This is a genomic window from Tenacibaculum holothuriorum, assembly GCF_002120225.1.
GTDB classification, from domain to species: Bacteria; Bacteroidota; Bacteroidia; order Flavobacteriales; family Flavobacteriaceae; genus Polaribacter; species Polaribacter holothuriorum.
Map to the genome: position 1 here is coordinate 360691 of NZ_LAPZ01000002.1, position 16457 is coordinate 377147.

General features: G+C 32.3%; 15 protein-coding genes and 1 tRNA gene. 11 read left to right on the forward strand and 5 right to left on the reverse strand.

What is annotated here, in order from left to right; genetic code table 11:
* The first annotated feature begins 9 nt into the window (after window positions 1–9).
* A complete protein-coding gene (locus WH52_RS04585; protein WP_086029754.1) occupies window positions 10–726 on the forward strand; it encodes a hypothetical protein in 717 nt (238 codons plus the stop codon).
* 54 nt (window positions 727–780) lie between these two features.
* Here the strand turns inward: WH52_RS04585 and WH52_RS04590 are convergent, their stop codons facing one another.
* The 5 genes from WH52_RS04590 to WH52_RS04610 form a co-directional block, all read right to left on the reverse strand.
* Window positions 781–2073 (reverse strand): aminopeptidase P family protein, encoded by a 1293-nt coding sequence (locus tag WH52_RS04590; RefSeq protein WP_086029755.1) that lies wholly within the window; start codon window positions 2071–2073, stop codon window positions 781–783.
* Between the two features lie 72 nt (window positions 2074–2145).
* Window positions 2146–2727 carry a Crp/Fnr family transcriptional regulator gene (locus tag WH52_RS04595; RefSeq protein WP_086029756.1) on the reverse strand — a complete coding sequence of 194 codons (582 nt, stop codon included), beginning with the start codon at window positions 2725–2727 and terminating at the stop codon, window positions 2146–2148.
* An 81-nt stretch (window positions 2728–2808) separates the two neighbouring features.
* The gene (locus WH52_RS04600) at window positions 2809–3060 is read right to left on the reverse strand and encodes a hypothetical protein (RefSeq protein WP_086029757.1); all 252 of its coding nucleotides are present in this window, start codon (window positions 3058–3060) and stop codon (window positions 2809–2811) included.
* Window positions 3061–3128: 68 nt separating this feature from the next.
* On the reverse strand, window positions 3129–4103 hold the full coding sequence (locus tag WH52_RS04605) for a succinylglutamate desuccinylase/aspartoacylase family protein (protein WP_086029758.1): 975 nt from the start codon (window positions 4101–4103) through the stop codon (window positions 3129–3131).
* The gene (locus WH52_RS04610; protein WP_317041837.1) at window positions 4070–4996 is read right to left on the reverse strand and encodes a RimK family alpha-L-glutamate ligase; all 927 of its coding nucleotides are present in this window, start codon (window positions 4994–4996) and stop codon (window positions 4070–4072) included. Before WH52_RS04610 ends, WH52_RS04605 begins: the two co-directional genes overlap by 34 nt.
* Window positions 4997–5109: 113 nt before the next feature.
* On the opposite strand from WH52_RS04610, the gene WH52_RS04615 reads away from it, so the two are divergent.
* The 10 genes from WH52_RS04615 to WH52_RS04660 all read left to right on the forward strand — a co-directional run bounded on the left by WH52_RS04615 (window position 5110) and on the right by WH52_RS04660 (window position 16456).
* Entirely contained in the window at window positions 5110–7944 is a 2835-nt protein-coding gene (locus tag WH52_RS04615) for a VPS10 domain-containing protein (protein ID WP_086029760.1), read from the forward strand.
* Window positions 7945–7992: 48 nt separating this feature from the next.
* The gene (folB, locus tag WH52_RS04620; RefSeq protein WP_086029761.1) at window positions 7993–8355 is read left to right on the forward strand and encodes a dihydroneopterin aldolase; all 363 of its coding nucleotides are present in this window, start codon (window positions 7993–7995) and stop codon (window positions 8353–8355) included.
* Window positions 8356–8407: 52 nt separating this feature from the next.
* Window positions 8408–8478 (forward strand) — tRNA-Cys (locus WH52_RS04625).
* Between the two features lie 220 nt (window positions 8479–8698).
* A complete protein-coding gene (locus WH52_RS04630) occupies window positions 8699–9946 on the forward strand; it encodes a hypothetical protein (RefSeq protein ID WP_086029762.1) in 1248 nt (415 codons plus the stop codon).
* Between the two features lie 13 nt (window positions 9947–9959).
* The gene (locus WH52_RS04635) at window positions 9960–10736 is read left to right on the forward strand and encodes an energy transducer TonB (RefSeq protein WP_086029763.1); all 777 of its coding nucleotides are present in this window, start codon (window positions 9960–9962) and stop codon (window positions 10734–10736) included.
* A gap of 250 nt (window positions 10737–10986) precedes the next feature.
* Entirely contained in the window at window positions 10987–11832 is an 846-nt protein-coding gene (locus tag WH52_RS04640; RefSeq protein ID WP_086029764.1) for an MBL fold metallo-hydrolase, read from the forward strand.
* A gap of 12 nt (window positions 11833–11844) precedes the next feature.
* Complete coding sequence (locus WH52_RS04645) at window positions 11845–13485, forward strand: S8 family peptidase (protein ID WP_086029765.1); 1641 nt, start codon at window positions 11845–11847, stop codon at window positions 13483–13485.
* A gap of 67 nt (window positions 13486–13552) precedes the next feature.
* Complete coding sequence (locus WH52_RS04650; RefSeq protein WP_086029766.1) at window positions 13553–13957, forward strand: hypothetical protein; 405 nt, start codon at window positions 13553–13555, stop codon at window positions 13955–13957.
* Window positions 13958–13992: 35 nt separating this feature from the next.
* A complete protein-coding gene (locus WH52_RS04655) occupies window positions 13993–15843 on the forward strand; it encodes a M1 family metallopeptidase (RefSeq protein WP_086029767.1) in 1851 nt (616 codons plus the stop codon).
* A 73-nt stretch (window positions 15844–15916) separates the two neighbouring features.
* Window positions 15917–16456 carry a PepSY-associated TM helix domain-containing protein gene (locus WH52_RS04660; protein ID WP_086029768.1) on the forward strand — a complete coding sequence of 180 codons (540 nt, stop codon included), beginning with the start codon at window positions 15917–15919 and terminating at the stop codon, window positions 16454–16456.
* The last annotated feature ends 1 nt before the right edge of the window (window position 16457 follow it).

Here is a 16457-nt window from a genome sequence, read left to right on the forward strand (position 1 = left end):
AAACAAATTATGAAAACATTAAACAAACTATCGTACTTATTAATTTTAGTAATCAGCTTTTCATTAATTTCTTGTGGAGGGAATGATGAAAACGTACAAGAAGAAGAGCAACTTTCATCAGTAGTAATGAAAGATTTTAAAGAAAAAGTTAGTGCAATGCAGCTTCCTTCAACAATGCAAAATTCAAGCAATCAATATGCCCAACAAGCTAATGCTCAATTTAACGCTGTAAAAGGATTGTCTCAAGGCTATATAACTTTATTAACAATACCTGCAACAGCAACTTCTAGCTCAGTAAACGATAATTTACAAGCTAAAAGTGCTAGTAACTCAAAAACCTATACTTGGACAGCTAATGGTGTAACAATAAAATATATTATTTCTGAATCTTCAGATAGATATACTTTTAGTTATACTACAACATACAATGGTACAAGTACAAAACTAATGGACGGATATCAGTTAAAAAACGGGAGTTATGCTGAAGCAAAATTATACGATAACAATACTGTAGTTGGTACTCTTAAATGGTGGGTGAATGGTGACGTTGCTAAAATTGAAATTAACAGTGACAACATCAAACTTGTTTTAGAAACCAACACCAAAAACAAATCAGGATTTATTAAAGTATACGAATATTCTAACTTAGTTGAAGAATTTATATGGAACACTGACGGAAGTGGAACGTATAAGAATTACAACACCAATGAAACACATTCTTGGTAAACTTTATTAAAACATCACATAAAAAAACCTAACCGAAATGGTTAGGTTTTCTTTTTATTTATTCATTAGGTCTTCTATCTCATCAACTTCAATAGGTATGTTACGCATTAAGTTAAACGGCTCTCCTTTTTCTTGAATTACCACATCATCTTCTAAACGAATTCCAAAACCTTCGTCTGGCAAATAGATCCCTGGTTCAACAGTAAACACCATGTTTTTTTGCATTGGTTCATGAAGTAAACCATAATCATGCGTATCTAAACCAATATGGTGAGAAGTACCATGCATAAAATACTTTTTATATGCTGGCCAATTAGGATCTTCGTTTTGAACATCAGCTTTATCTAATAAACCTAATCCTAATAATTCTGAAGTCATAATTTTACCAACCTCAACATGATAGTCTGCCCAAATAGTTCCAGGTACTAGCATTTTTGTAGCTTCATCTTTCACTTTATTTACAGCATTGTACACTGCTTTTTGTCTATCAGAAAAACGACCAGAAACTGGTATTGTACGCGTCATATCTGCTGAGTAGTTTGCATACTCTGCACCAACATCCATTAAGATTAACTCACCTTCTTTACATTGTTGATTGTTTTCAATATAATGTAAAACATTGGCATTATTTCCTGATGCTATAATTGGTGTATAGGCAAATTTCTTAGATCTGTTTCTAATAAACTCGTGAATGTATTCTGCTTCAATTTCATATTCCCAAACTCCAGGTTTTACAAAATCTAATACACGTCTAAATCCTTTTTCGGTAATATCACATGCTATTTGCATTAAATCAATTTCTGCTTGATCTTTTACCGAACGTAAACGTTGTAAAATAGGATTGCTTTTTGCTACCGAATGTGCAGGATATTTATTTAATAACCACTTTGTAAAACGTGCTTCTCTAGTTTCAGTTTCAACAGTAGCTCTGTAATGCTCGTTGGTATTTATGTAAACAGTATCTGCCAAAGCCATCATTTCAGCTAATACTTTTTCTAAGTCTTGTAACCAAAAAACAGTTTTTATACCACTTGTTTCAAATGCTTTTTCTTTGGTTAATTTCTCACCTTCCCAAACAGCAATATGTTCATTTGTTTCTCTTAAGAATAATACTTCTCTTAAGTTTTCTTTTGGGCAATCAGGAAAGACAACTAAAATACTTTCTTCTTGGTCTACACCACTTAAAAAGAAAATATCTCTATGTTGTTCAAAAGGTAAAGTACTATCTGCACTTACCGGATAAATATCGTTTGAATTAAAAACTGCTAAACTATTTGGCTTCATTTGCGCCATAAAGTTTTTACGGTTCTTAATAAATAAGTCTTTATTAATAGCGTGGTATTTCATAATCGTTAATTAAAGTAATATTATTGACTCAAAAATACGGAAACAAATTGTGCAAATATTAGCCATTTGGCACTATTTTATTAGCTTTCTAATTCTACTCATATGCCGATTAGAAATTCCTAAAAAAGAAGACAAATAATGTAATGGAACTTCTTGAAGTAAATTAGGTTCGTTCTGCAACATCTTTTTGTAACGTTCTTCTGGAGTAAGCGTTAGTAAATCAATTCTATAATTATCAATTAAAAAAATTTGATTTTCAATTAAGTTAAAATAAAACTGATGAAAGGCTTTATTATTCTTTAACAAGCTTTTAAAATCGTTACTTTTTATTACCCAAAGCCTACAGCTACTCAATGCTTTAATGTTTTTTCTTGAAGGAATTGTATGTAAAAAGCTTTGCAGAGCAGCAGTACACGAGTTTTTTAATGCCAAATAAGTAGTTTTCTCATTTCCATCTACGTAAATAGCGTGTTGTAAAATACCTTCTTCTAAAAAACAGAAATAATTACAAACATCGTTTTCTTGTACTAAGAATTCATTCTTCTTCAAAGAAAGAAACTCAAAAGAGTTCACAATTTCTGGAATTAAAATTTCTAACGAAGCGGAATCAATTATTTTAGATAAATATTCTGTTAGTTTTTCATTCGATTTCATTTTCAACAAATCAATTATTTAAAATAAAGGTATAAAAAAAGGATGCTTTTCAGCACCCTTTTAATGTTTTTACACGAACTTTTATTTAGACATAGCTCCTTTAATTAATCCGATAATTACCATTAATACTCCTCCACCAACGCCACCACCGGCAATACTACCTACAATACCTCCAAGGTCTATACCAAGCATATCCAAAAGTTGTGCTCCTAAACCTCCTCCAAGAATTCCAACTACAGAATTCCATAAAGTACCCATAGAGTATTTTTTTAATAAAGCTCCAGCTAAATTTCCGCCAACAGCGCCCGTAAGCAAACTGATAATTAATTCCATATAAACAAAGTTTTAAATAGTTAATTCAGAATAAATTAACGAAAAATAAATTAGTAAAACAAATAAAATCAACTATTTAGAATTTCACCTATATGAAACAATGCGTCTCCCATATTAATGATTGGAAAGTTATTTTTTGCAATAATATAACCGCTCGTAGGGGCTTTTACTGGGAATTTAGTTTCTCCGTAAGTGTCCATAATATTTCCTAAAAGTTGTCCTTTTTCGACCTTAGCTCCGTTTTTAATTGTAGCATTAAAAATTCCTGCAACTTTAGCACGTATCCATTTTCGTTTATGCAACTCAACACTTGGTTTTGCATTTGGAACGACTACTTCTTTACTAATCATGTTAAAATGATGTAGAATACGAAGTGTACCATTGATTCCCTCTTGAATTGAACACTCATCTAATCGTAACGATTCTCCTCCTTCGTAAACTATTACGGGTATATTATTTTTAAAACATTCATTTCTAAAAGACTTTGCTATTAGTTTAGAACCAAATGTTAGTGGTGCATTAAAAATATTGGCAAGTGCTTTTCCTCTTTCATCTTCTGGAGTATAACGAATTTGTGGATAATTACTTCGTTGTGCTCCTCCTGTATGAAAATCAATAGCAAAATCTACATTCTGAGTTAGTTCTTTCATTAAGTAATATGCCATTCTACTTGCTAATGATCCTCTTTTTGATCCTGGAAAACTTCTATTTACATCTTTTCCATGCATATCTCTAGAAAGATTCAAAAATCCAAAAACGTTTAACAACGGAACAACAATTACGCAACCCCTATAAATTTTATACGATTTATCAATAAGCATTCTTCTTACCAACTCCACGCTATTTACCTCATCTCCATGCAACCCTCCTTGTAATAGAACAGTAGGTCCAGGTTCTTTTCCATTAAAAATATAAACAGGAATTTCAATAAGTGTTCCTGTTGGTAATCTATCTACAGGAATTTTTATCAATCTTGATTCTCCTAATGCTATTTTCTCTCCTCTAATTTCTACGAGGTTGTTTTTAAACTTTTTGCCGAACATTCTTCTTCTAAAAATTTAACTATTGCTTTTGCAATATTATCTCCTGTATATGCTTCTATTCCTTGTAAACCTGGGGTTGAATTAACTTCAATTAGTAATGATCCTCTTTTAGAGCGAATTAAATCTACTCCCGCAACAGGTAACCCTAAATGATGAGCAGCTTTAATAGCAATTGCTTCTTCTTCTTCAGTTAATTCAACTTTAGAACCGCTTCCCCCTCTATGAATATTCGAGCGAAAATCATCGTCTACTCCTTTACGTTTCATTGAAGAAACCACCTTTCCTCCTACTACCAAAACTCTAATATCTTCGCTATTACTTTCCTTTATAAACTCTTGCAATAAAATACTCGTATTGGTACTGTACATCGTATCTATAATAGATTTTGCCGACTTCTTAGATTCTGCTAAAATGACCCCAGAACCGTGAGTTCCTTCTTGAAGTTTAATAATTATTGGAGCTCCTCCTAACAAATCGATTTGCTCACCAATGTTTTCAGGATTTACCGAAAAAACCGTGTTGGGTATTGGTATGTGTTTACGATTCATTATTTGTAATGTTCGCACCTTATTTTGAGCTCGTAAAATGCCTAAAGACCGTGCTGTACTGTAAACTCCATTCATTTCAAACTCTTTAACAACTGCTGCTCCATGTCGAGTTGCCGATGCTCCAATTCTAGGAATAATTATATCAACATCGTCTATAATATTCTTTCCTTCATAGATAATTTCGGGTTTTCCTCCACTAAGTTTTATAGAGCATTTTAAATGATTTACAACTTGTACATTGTGTCCTCGTCGTCGAGCTTCTTTATATATTCTCTGCGTTGAGTAAATATAATCTCCAACCGAAAGTATAAAAATGTTCATAGCTAAAAATAGTTGCTTACTCACAAATCTACTCTTTTTATTCTTAACAAATTGGCAAAAAATGTTGTATGGTTGTTAATTTTTTTGATTTGATTTTATCTTGTAGTAATTTCATCAATTCTTAAACAAACCAACTAATGAAAAAACTTTACACTGCAATTCTTGCAACATATTCTTTAGCAACATTAGCACAACAACCCGCTACTTCTTCCGAAGTAATAAAAAAAGCATTACAACAAAAAGAAGCCTTAACACAAACGTCACTTGTTAAAAATATTCCTTTTGAAAATATCGGACCAACAGTTATGAGTGGTCGTGTGGTTGATATAGCTGTAAACCCTAACAATCCAACCGAATTTTACGTGGGATACGCTTCAGGAGGGCTATGGTACACCAATAACAACGGAACAACTTTTACATCTGTCTTTGATAATGCACCGACTCAAAATATTGGAGATATTGCTGTTGACTGGAAAAACGGAACTTTATGGGTAGGTACAGGAGAAAACAATTCTTCTCGATCTTCATATGCGGGTATTGGTATTTTAAAATCTACTGATAAAGGTAAAACTTGGGAAAATGTTGGCTTATTCGACTCTCAACATATTGGTAGAATTGTTATCAATCCAAACAATCCGAACGAAATTATTGTGGGAGTTTTAGGTCATTTATATTCTCCTAACAATGAAAGAGGGATTTACAAAACTACCGATGGTGGTAAAACATGGAAAAGAACCTTATTTATAAATGACAGTACTGGAATTATTGACCTTGCTATGGCTCCTAATAATTTTAATGTTTTATATGCTGCCTCTTGGGAGCGAGACCGCAAAGCATGGCATTTTGACGGTGACGGAACGAACTCTAGTATTTATAAAAGTACAGACGGAGGAAATACTTGGAAGAAAATTTCTGAAAATAACGGATTTCCAAACGGTAATGGTGTAGGAAGAATCGGTTTAGATGTTTTTGATGAAAACACTGTATATGCTTTTCACGATAATCAATTCCGAAGAAAAAAGGAAAAAAAGAAAAAGTCTGATTCTAATGCGCTTACCAAAGATGATTTTAAAAACATGACGGTAACCGAATTTTTAGATTTAAAAGATAAAAAACTAAACACCTATTTAAAACTTAATGGGTTTCAAGAAAAATATAGAGCTGCCAATGTAAAGCAAATGGTACGTTCTGGCGATGTAAAACCTGCCGATTTAGCAAGCTACTTAGAAAATGCCAACTCATTATTATTCGATACTCCTGTGATTGGAGCAGAAGTTTTTAGAACAGATAACGGGGGGAAATCTTGGGAAAAAACTCACGAAGGATATTTAGATGATCTTTATTATTCATACGGATATTATTTTGGTGAAGTTCGTGTAGACCCTCAAGACAAAAATGGTATTTATGTATTGGGAGTTCCTATTTTAAAATCGAAAGATGGTGGGAAAACATTCATTTCAATTAGTAAAGAAAATGTACATGCCGATCATCAGGCATTGTGGGTAAATCCGAATAGAAAAGGTCATTTAATTGATGGAAACGACGGTGGATTAAACCTTTCTTACGATGACGGAGAGAGTTGGACAAAACTAAATGTTCCTTCTGTGGGGCAGTTTTATTCTGTGTATGCCGATAATCAAAAACCATATCGTGTATATGGTGGATTACAAGACAACGGAGTTTGGGTTGCAAAACACACCGCAAAAATTGATAAAAGTTGGAAACAAACTGGTGAAAACCCATATAAGTCGTTAATGGGTGGTGATGGAATGCAAGTAGCTGTTGACGATAGAAATCCAAATATTGTGTATACAGGATATCAATTCGGGAATTACTTTAGAATTGACAGAGAAACTGGTAAACGAAAGTATATTCAACCAAAACATAAATTAGGAGAAAAGCCATATCGCTTCAATTGGCAAACACCTATTTTACTTTCAAAACACAATCAAGATATTTTATATTTAGGAGGAAATAAATTACACCGTTCTTTAAATCAAGGAAATACTTGGGAAACAATTTCAAATGATTTAACCAAAGGAGGTAAAAAAGGAAATGTGGCTTATGGTACACTTACTTCTATTTCAGAAAGTCCTTTCCAATTCGGAGTATTATATGTAGGTTCTGACGATGGTTTGGTACATTTATCAAAAAACGGTGGTGGTACTTGGGAAAATATTTCAAGCTCTTTCCCTAAAGATTTATGGGTAAGTAGAGTAATTGCTTCTAAACATAAAAAAGAGCGTGTTTATGTTACGCTAAATGGATATCGTTGGGACGATTTTACGCCATATGTTTTTGTTTCTGACAACTACGGAAAAACATGGAAAAATATTGGAAGTTCAATTCCAGTATCACCCGTTAATGTAATTAAAGAAGATTCTAAAAACGAAAATGTTCTATATATAGGAACCGATAACGGATTGTATGTTTCTTTAGACAAAGGAACTACTTGGCAACCGTTTACCAAAAACTTACCCAATGTTGCTGTGCATGATTTGGTAATTCAACCACAAGCAAAACATTTAGTGGTAGGTACTCATGGTAGAAGTATTTACAAAGCAAACATTGCTCCGTTGCAAGAATTTAATTCAGTAATAGCGAAAAAAGATGCGCATATTTTCAAGGTAAATCCTATTAGAAAAAGTAATTTCTGGGGAAGTTCTTGGAGCAAGTGGTTACAACCAAATACGCCTAAATTATCTATCTCTTTTTACAGTAATACCGCTAAAGAAGTTAGTGTAAATGTTTATTCAAAAGATATTTTGGTGAATAGTTTTAAAACGAAAGCTGTAAAAGGGTTTAACGAAACCATTTTCGATGTTTCTTTTTCAGAAAAAGGAAGAAAAAACTATATAAAACAACATAAAGACACACCAATTAAAAAAGCCAAAAACGGAAAATATTACTTGCCAAAAGGCACTTACACTGTACAAATAAGAGATTCTAAAGAAACTTTTAAGGTAAAGTAAGTACTTTTGTCGTTGTAATAAATAGTACACCTCTTAAAACAATTTAATTTGGGAATAATACAAGTAAATAATATTCGTCTTTTTACTAATCATGGATGTTTAGATGAAGAAGCAAAAATAGGTTCAGAATATCGAGTTGATCTTGAAATTAAAGCCGATTTACAAAAATCTGCCAATACAGATGAGCTTTTAGATACTGTAGATTATGTACATCTAAATCATATTGTAAAAGAAGAAATGGCTATACGTTCTAAGTTATTAGAACATGTAGCAAAACGCATTATTGATCGCATTTTCAAGGAAATACCTTTGGTAGATTATGCAAAGATTGGAGTTGCTAAATTAAATCCTCCTATTGGCGGAAATGTTTCTGAAGTAGTTATTATTTTAGAAGATGAGCGTAAAAAGTAAAAAAAGCTTGCAGTAAACAAGAAAAAATGTAAATTTGCAGTCCTAATTAAAAGGTGCCGTGGCCGAGTGGCTAGGCAGTGGTCTGCAACACCATGTACAGCGGTTCGAATCCGCTCGGCACCTCAAAAAGCCTTGATAACATAATCGTTATCAAGGTTTTTTTATTTATATATCTTTTTTCTATTTAGCTTTCGGTAAAAAAATCTTTTATTCAGTAAAAATTAACGAATAAGAAGACATTTATATATAACAAGTTAGCAAATATCAAGACCCAAAATACTCAATAATAGGTATTGACTAAAAACAGTAACTTCCTTATAATTGAAAATTAAATACTTCTAAAATGAAAAAGCTCTTTTTTATCTTACTTGGAATTCTATTCTCTACTTCTAGTTATGGACAGTCTAAAAATGGAAAAGCAGCAAACAACTGGGATGAATGTGTAGCTCTATCTCAAACTGAATTTAAAAACTCATGTTTAGGAGATGATCGAGAAAAAGAATTGCTATCACCACACGCAACTATAACCAATAATTGTGATCAAAAAATAAAAGTGGTCTGGGAATATAATGGTAAAGTTAAACCAAATGGAAATGCTGTAACAAACGGAACAGTATATATAAAACCAAATAAATCTAAAGTAGTTTATGTATGTAATGCTATTGCAAATGGAGGTACAATACAAGTTACAAACGTAGAATCTGCTGACTCAAATTACACATCAAATTCAAACAATAATTCTTCTTGGAACGAAAACACAAGTGCTTTAAGTGATGAAAGTAAAAATTACATAAAAAACTCAGGAAACTACAATTATGAATCCATCTACGAGAAGCGCAGAAAAGAAGCCGAAGCAAGAAAGCTAAAATATCAAAGAGAAAGTAATAGACAGCAAAGATTAGAAGAACAAAAAAAACTAGAAAGAGAAAGAATGAAGAGAGAATTTGAAAGACAAGATAAAGAGAACGTTAAAAATTATAAAAATGCTGTAAATAAATTTAATAACGTATTAGAAGGTATGGCTAGAGCTAAAGAAAATCAAAGAAAGTTTGAAGAACGAGAACTTAAAAGAATAGCCGAAAAAAAACGTTTACGTAAATTAAGATGGGAGGAAGAAGAACGTAGAGAAAAAGCCGAAAGAAAAAGAAAAGAGAAAATCAAAAACTCTAAAAAAGAGTTTATGAATACTCTTTCAGATGCAAAAATACCATTGAGTTACCCAAATGCTACTGCCTATTTTATAATCATAGCAAAAACAGGCGAAGAGAGTATAAAATTGTCAAAACTTATTTTATATAAAAATTCTAACAACCAACTACCGTATAAGCAAGACGTTATCAAAAAATTCAAAAACAAGTACCGACTTAATAATATTTATATTCAAGGACCTTTTACTTCTAAAGCATTGCAAGAAAGAGAATATCAAAATATAAAAGGTTATGCTCGTTCAAGCTATATTAAAGTTGGTAATGACATAAACTTCTCTTATGGTACAAAAGGAAAAGCCAAAGTAAATTCTAATACAGACTTTTGGGGTAAAAAAAAGAAAACAACTACTAAAAAAACAAAAAAGAAAGATTTTTGGAATTAAAAACAAGTTAAGAATGAAAAAAAACATCTTTATTATAATCAGTTTAATTGCTTCAGCTACTATAGCTCAAACTAACGAACAATTTGCACAATCTTATTTTTTAAAAGCACAAGAGACATATAGCGAGGGTAATAACAAAGCCTCTTTAGAAAATTTAGATAAAACAGTAAAATACCTAGGCAATACAAATCCAAAAATTGAAGCTCTTTATGTAAAAATAGAAATAGCGAATAACAATTACATTAGTGCAGAAGAACACTTAAAAACGTATTTTGATACAGCTGACACTGACCATAGTGATTATAATAACATGTTATCGCTTATGATAGATGTTAAAGAAAAGGCAACTGCTCAGAAAATTGAAGTTAAAAAACAAGAAGAAAAGAAGAAAAAAATTGAAGAATATTATAAAGAGTACTATAAGAAATATGGCCCTGATGTTCCTTTTGCAATTATAGAATTCCCTCCAGTATATCCAGGTTGCATAGGAGATAGAAAACAAATGGCTTCTTGCTTTAGTTCAAAAGTTAGAGAATTTTTAAATATTAATTTTGATAAAACTCTAGCAAATAAGTTAGGACTTTCTAGCGGGAAAAAAAAAGTTTGGTTAAGTTTTAGAGTTGGACCTGAAGGTAAAGTAGTAGACATCAGAGCTAGAGCTCCCCACCCTAGTTTAAAAAAAGAAGCTATTAGAGCGGCAAGAGCTTTACCTATCATGAAACCCGCAAATCATAATGGAAAACAAGTTGGCATGAAATATTCTGCTCCTATTAGTTTTACTGTTGATTAAAATTAATTTGATAAGTAGAGTAATATTGGCTATAAGTAATTGCTTGTTCTTTCTTTTTTCTGAAAACCCTTACAGGCTTTCAGTTTAGTGTGTACTTGCAAAGTTTAATATAAACCACACAACTACTCATAGCCGAGACCATCCAACAAACACATAACCCATCTCAAAAGAAAAGCATATCAAAATTCTGGTATGCTTTTTTAATTTTCCTTAACAAAAAAAGTCGTTAAAATTCTGCATCTTTGTAGCTATGCGAATTTATCCTATAGAAACAGGTAATTTTAAATTAGATGGAGGTGCTATGTTTGGTGTGGTTCCTAAATCTATTTGGCAAAGAACAAATCCTGCCGATGAAAAGAACATGATTTCTATGAGCATGCGCTGTATGCTTATTGAAGATGGAGATCGACTTACTTTGGTTGATACAGGAATTGGCAACAAACAATCCGACAAATTCTTAGGGTATTATTACTTATTTGGCGATTTTTCGTTAGATACTTCTTTAGCAAAATACGGTTTTCATAGAGATGATATTACCGATGTGTTTTTAACACACTTACATTTTGATCATTGTGGTGGTGTAATTCAATGGAATAACGACCGAACGGGATTTATGCCTGCATTTAAAAATGCTAAGGTTTGGAGCAATGAACGTCATTGGAACTGGGCAGTAAAACCAAATGCTCGTGAAAAAGCATCATTTTTAAAAGAAAACATCAATCCTATTGAAGAAAATGGTCAATTAAACTTTATTCATAGAAATGCAAAAGACCAAGTTGGTTTCGATGTATTGTTTATGGATGGTCATACCGAAAAACAAATGCTTCCGAAGATAGAATATCAAGGAAAAACTATTGTTTTTATGGCAGATTTACTACCTACCGTTGGTCACATTCCATTACCCTACGTTATGGGATACGACACAAGACCTTTACTTACTTTAGAAGAAAAAAGAGTGTTCTTAAACGAAGCTGCCGACAAAGAATTCTATTTATTTTTAGAGCACGATGCATACAATGAACTATGTACTGTGCAGCATACCGAAAAAGGAGTTCGCTTAAAAGAGAGTTATAAATTTACAGATATATTTAATTAAGATAGAGAGATTATGAGAGTTTTAAAACCAGTGTTTTACTCGGCAGTAGCTATTGCTACTTTGGCAAGTTGTAAATCAACGCACAAAATCCCTGTACCAACAGGACCAAATACAGTGGTTAATATTCCTGCTAAAAAAGCAGAGTTAACTAAATTCCAAAAAGAAAACTGGCAACATTTAGATTTAGCTACCGATTCTATTCCTGGAATGAGTGTAGATAAAGCGTATGAGTTTTTAAATGGTAAAAAAGGAGTTGAAGTTGTTGTTGGAGTTGTTGACTCTGGTACAGACTTAAAGCACGAAGATTTAGTAGATGTTGCTTGGGTAAACAAAGATGAAATTGCTGGTAACGGTATTGATGATGATAAAAACGGTTACGTAGACGATATTAACGGTTGGAACTTCTTAGGTGATTCTTATAAAGAACATTTAGAGTACGAGCGTATTTTAATGAATCCATCAATTGCTGATGCTGAAACTTTAGAAGAAGTAAAGAAGTATCAAGCAGAAAAAGTTGAAGGAGCTAAGAAAAATAAGGAGCGATATGGAGCAATGCGAAAGAGAATTCTTGCTGCAGACAAAGCTATTAAGAAACAATTAGGAAAAGATAAATATACTTTTGAAGAAGTAAAAGCTATTAACTCTAACGATCCTGATTTAATTCAAGCTAAAGGTGTAGCTTCTTTTGTAGAAAGCATTGGTCGTACTATGGATGCAGTTCCAGACGAATTAAAAGGATTAATAGAAAGCGCTGAAAAAACAATTAACGGAGATAATTTAAAAACTGATTACCGTAAAGTTGTTGGAGACAACGCTTATGACATTAATGATAAACCAGGTTCTGGTAATGGTAATACTGGACATTCAGAAAAAGGTGAAGCTCATGGGTCTCACGTTTCTGGTATTGTAGGTGCTTCTAGAGATAATGGTAAAGGAATGAAAGGTGTAGCTAATAACGTAAAAATTATGGCGGTTCGTTCTGTATCTGACGGAGATGAGTACGATAAAGATGTTGCTTTAGGTATTCGTTATGCGGTAGATAATGGTGCTAAAGTAATTAACACAAGTTTTGGTAAAGGATTCTCTCCTAACAAAGAGTGGGTTTACGATGCTATTAAATATGCTGCAGATAAAGACGTATTAATCGTTAATGCTGCTGGTAACGACGGAAAGAATATTGATGTTGAAAAAACATTTCCTAACGATGCTCCAGATTTAGCTAATGAAATTGCAGACAACTTCTTAACTGTTGGTGCAATGAGTGCTAATTACAATAAAGATTTACCTGCTGGTTTCTCTAACTACGGTAAATTAAATGTAGATGTATTTGCTCCTGGTGTTCAAATTTATTCTACAACACCAGAAGGAGAGTACAAGAAATTTAACGGTACTTCTATGGCATCTCCAAATGCTGCAGGTGTAGCTGCTTTAGTTCGTTCTTACTATCCACAATTAAGTGCGAGTCAAGTAAAACACATTTTAATGAACTCTGGTACTAAAATTGATTTTGATGTTGTAAAACCAGGATCAAAAACAAGAGAAAATCAAGATGGTGAATTAGTTCCTTTCTCAGAATTATCGGTTTCTGGTCGTGTTGTTAATGCATACAATGCATTAAGAATGGCTGATAGAATGGTAAACGGAAGAAAATAATTCTTTTCACTAAACTATAAATTAAAAGAGCATTCTTTAGTAATGCTCTTTTTTTGTTAAAGCAATTATGCAGTTAGAATTTGACAAGCAATTAAAAGAACTTACAATAAAAGACGATGTACCAATGTATTCAAAAGTCGTCCTCTTTTTAATGTCTATAAATATTGTAAATTTAGGACTTCAATTATACTCGATGAGTTTTGAAAAAAATGAAGTTATTTATTCGGTTTTATCAACAGTAACTATTATTTCTATTGCAGTAATCGTATTTTATTTTTTTAAAAAATCTTGGAAAACAAAATATAAGCTTGCTGAAATAAACGGTGTTGAAACAAAAAAAATGTTTGGTAGAGATCGTATTTCATTATTATTAAAAAATGGTAGAAAACGAAGTTTTCAAGCTCTTAAAACCGACAAAGACGTTACAAAACTTAAAAAGACTTTGTCTAGTATGGGAATAAAGTCTGTATAAAATAATTACATGAACACTAAAAATTAAATGAACGAATGAAAAAAATACTACTGGGAATATCATTACTATCGGTATTTGCTTGTGCTACTACAAATAAGAAAGTGGCCAATACAAATGCTCCGGAAAGCAAACCGACATCTGCAGGATATTGGCAACAACATGTGGATTATACTATGGATATTGACATGGATGTAAAAACATATCAATACAAAGGAAAACAAAAGTTAGTGTACACCAATAACTCACCTGATGCGTTAAATAAAGTGTACTATCACTTATATTTTAATGCCTTTCAACCAGGGTCTCAAATGGATGTTCGTTCAAGAAACATAAAAGATCCCGATCGTAGAGTTGGTGACCGTATTAGTAAGTTAACTCCTTCTGAAATCGGTTATATTAAAGTAAACTCTTTAAAACAAAATGGTTCGGCAGTTAAACACGAAACTGTAGGTACTATTTTAGAAGTTACTTTAAACACTCCTATTCAACCAGGAGAAAGCGTTACTTTCGATATGTTATTCGATGCTCAAGTACCAAAACAAATTCGTCGTTCGGGTAGAAATAGTTCAGAAGGTGTTGCTTTATCTATGACGCAATGGTATCCTAAAATGGCTGAATATGATTTTGAAGGTTGGCATACTCCTCCGTACTTAGGAAGAGAATTCCACGGAGTTTGGGGTAATTTTGATGTTACACTTCATATTGATAAAAGCTATACTGTTGGTGGTACTGGTTATTTACAAAATCCACAAGAAATTGGTCATGGTTATGCAAAAGAAAACACTCCTTTAAACTTACCAAAAGGAAATAAATTATCATGGCATTTTAAAGCTCCAAACGTACACGATTTTACTTGGGCTGCAGACCCTAATTATGAGCACGATGTATTAACAATGGAAAATGGTATTGTATTACATTTCTTATACAAGGATAATTTAGAAAGAAATTACTTAGCAAACTGGAAACAATTACCAGGAAAAACTGCTGAGTTAATGGAATATTTCAGCAAGCATATTGGTCCGTATCCATATAAGCAATACTCAGTTATTCAAGGTGGAGATGGTGGTATGGAATACGCAATGTGTACTTTAATTACTGGGCAACGCAAATGGGGAAGCTTATTTGGAGTTACAGCACACGAATTAGCGCACACTTGGTTTCAATTTTTATTAGCAACTAACGAAAGTAAACACCCTTGGATGGATGAAGGATTTACTACCTATATTTCTAACAAAGCTGAAAACGAAATTTTAGGAGAAAGAAAAGAAAATCCGCACAAAGGTTCATATAACTACTATAATTACGTAGTAAAAAATAAGTTAGAAGAACCGCTTTCTACCCATGCAGATAGATACCATACTAACATGGCTTACGGAATGGGAAGTTACTCGAAAGGAAATATTTTCTTATCTCAGTTAGAATACATAATCGGTGCTGAAAATGTAGCAAATACATTAAAAAAATATTATACAGATTTTGTATTTAAACACCCAACACCAAACGATATTAAGCGTACTGCAGAAAAAGTTTCAGGTATTCATTTAGATTGGTATTTAAACGAGTGGACGCAAACTACTCATAATATTGACTATGGAATAAAATCGGTAAACGGAAAAGAAATTACCTTAGAGCGTATTGGTAAAATGCCAATGCCTATCGATGTAGAAGTAACATACACAGATGGTTCTAAAGAAATGTTTAACATTCCATTACGTATGATGCGTGGTGAAAAACCATCTTCTGCAACTAAATTAAAAGATTGGACATTTGCACATCCAACTTATAGCTTTAACGTTTCTAAAGATGTAAAGAGTGTAGAGATTGATCCTTCTAAATTAATGGCAGATGTTAATTTAGAAAACAATACTTTTTCTTCAGCTAAGTAAAAAATAAAAATTAGCACAGTTTTAACCCAAGAAATAATATCTTGGGTTTTTCTTTGCACTAAACGTAACAAAAATGAAAATTACTAACAGAAGTCTTCACAGAGATTTAGCTTATTTTTATGTAGGTCTTATTATTGCCTTTTCTTTCTCTGGTATTATTTTAAACCACCGTCAAGATTGGTATCCTATGAATTATACCTATGAAAACAAACCATTTACCTTAGAAATTCCTTCGGAAGAAAAGCAACTTACCAAAGGATATATTACAGAAAAAACTAAAGATGTTGGTAAATATGATGGTCATCGTGTTAGAGACGGAAAAATTAGAGTATACTTTAAAAACAACATCATTTTTGATGCAGATGCAACAACAGGAAAAGGCTCAATTGAATACAAAAGAAAAGTACCAATTATTGGTCATTCTATGTACTTACATAAATCGACCAATAACTTTTGGATTTGGTATTCAGATATTTTTGGTGTTGCTATGTTAGTTATTGCCATAACAGGAGTTTTAATTCCACTTGGTAAAAAAGGATTTAAAGGAAGAGGTTGGAAATTAGCTGTTGCTGGCATGTTATTTCCGCTACTATTCTTATTTTTATTTGCATAAC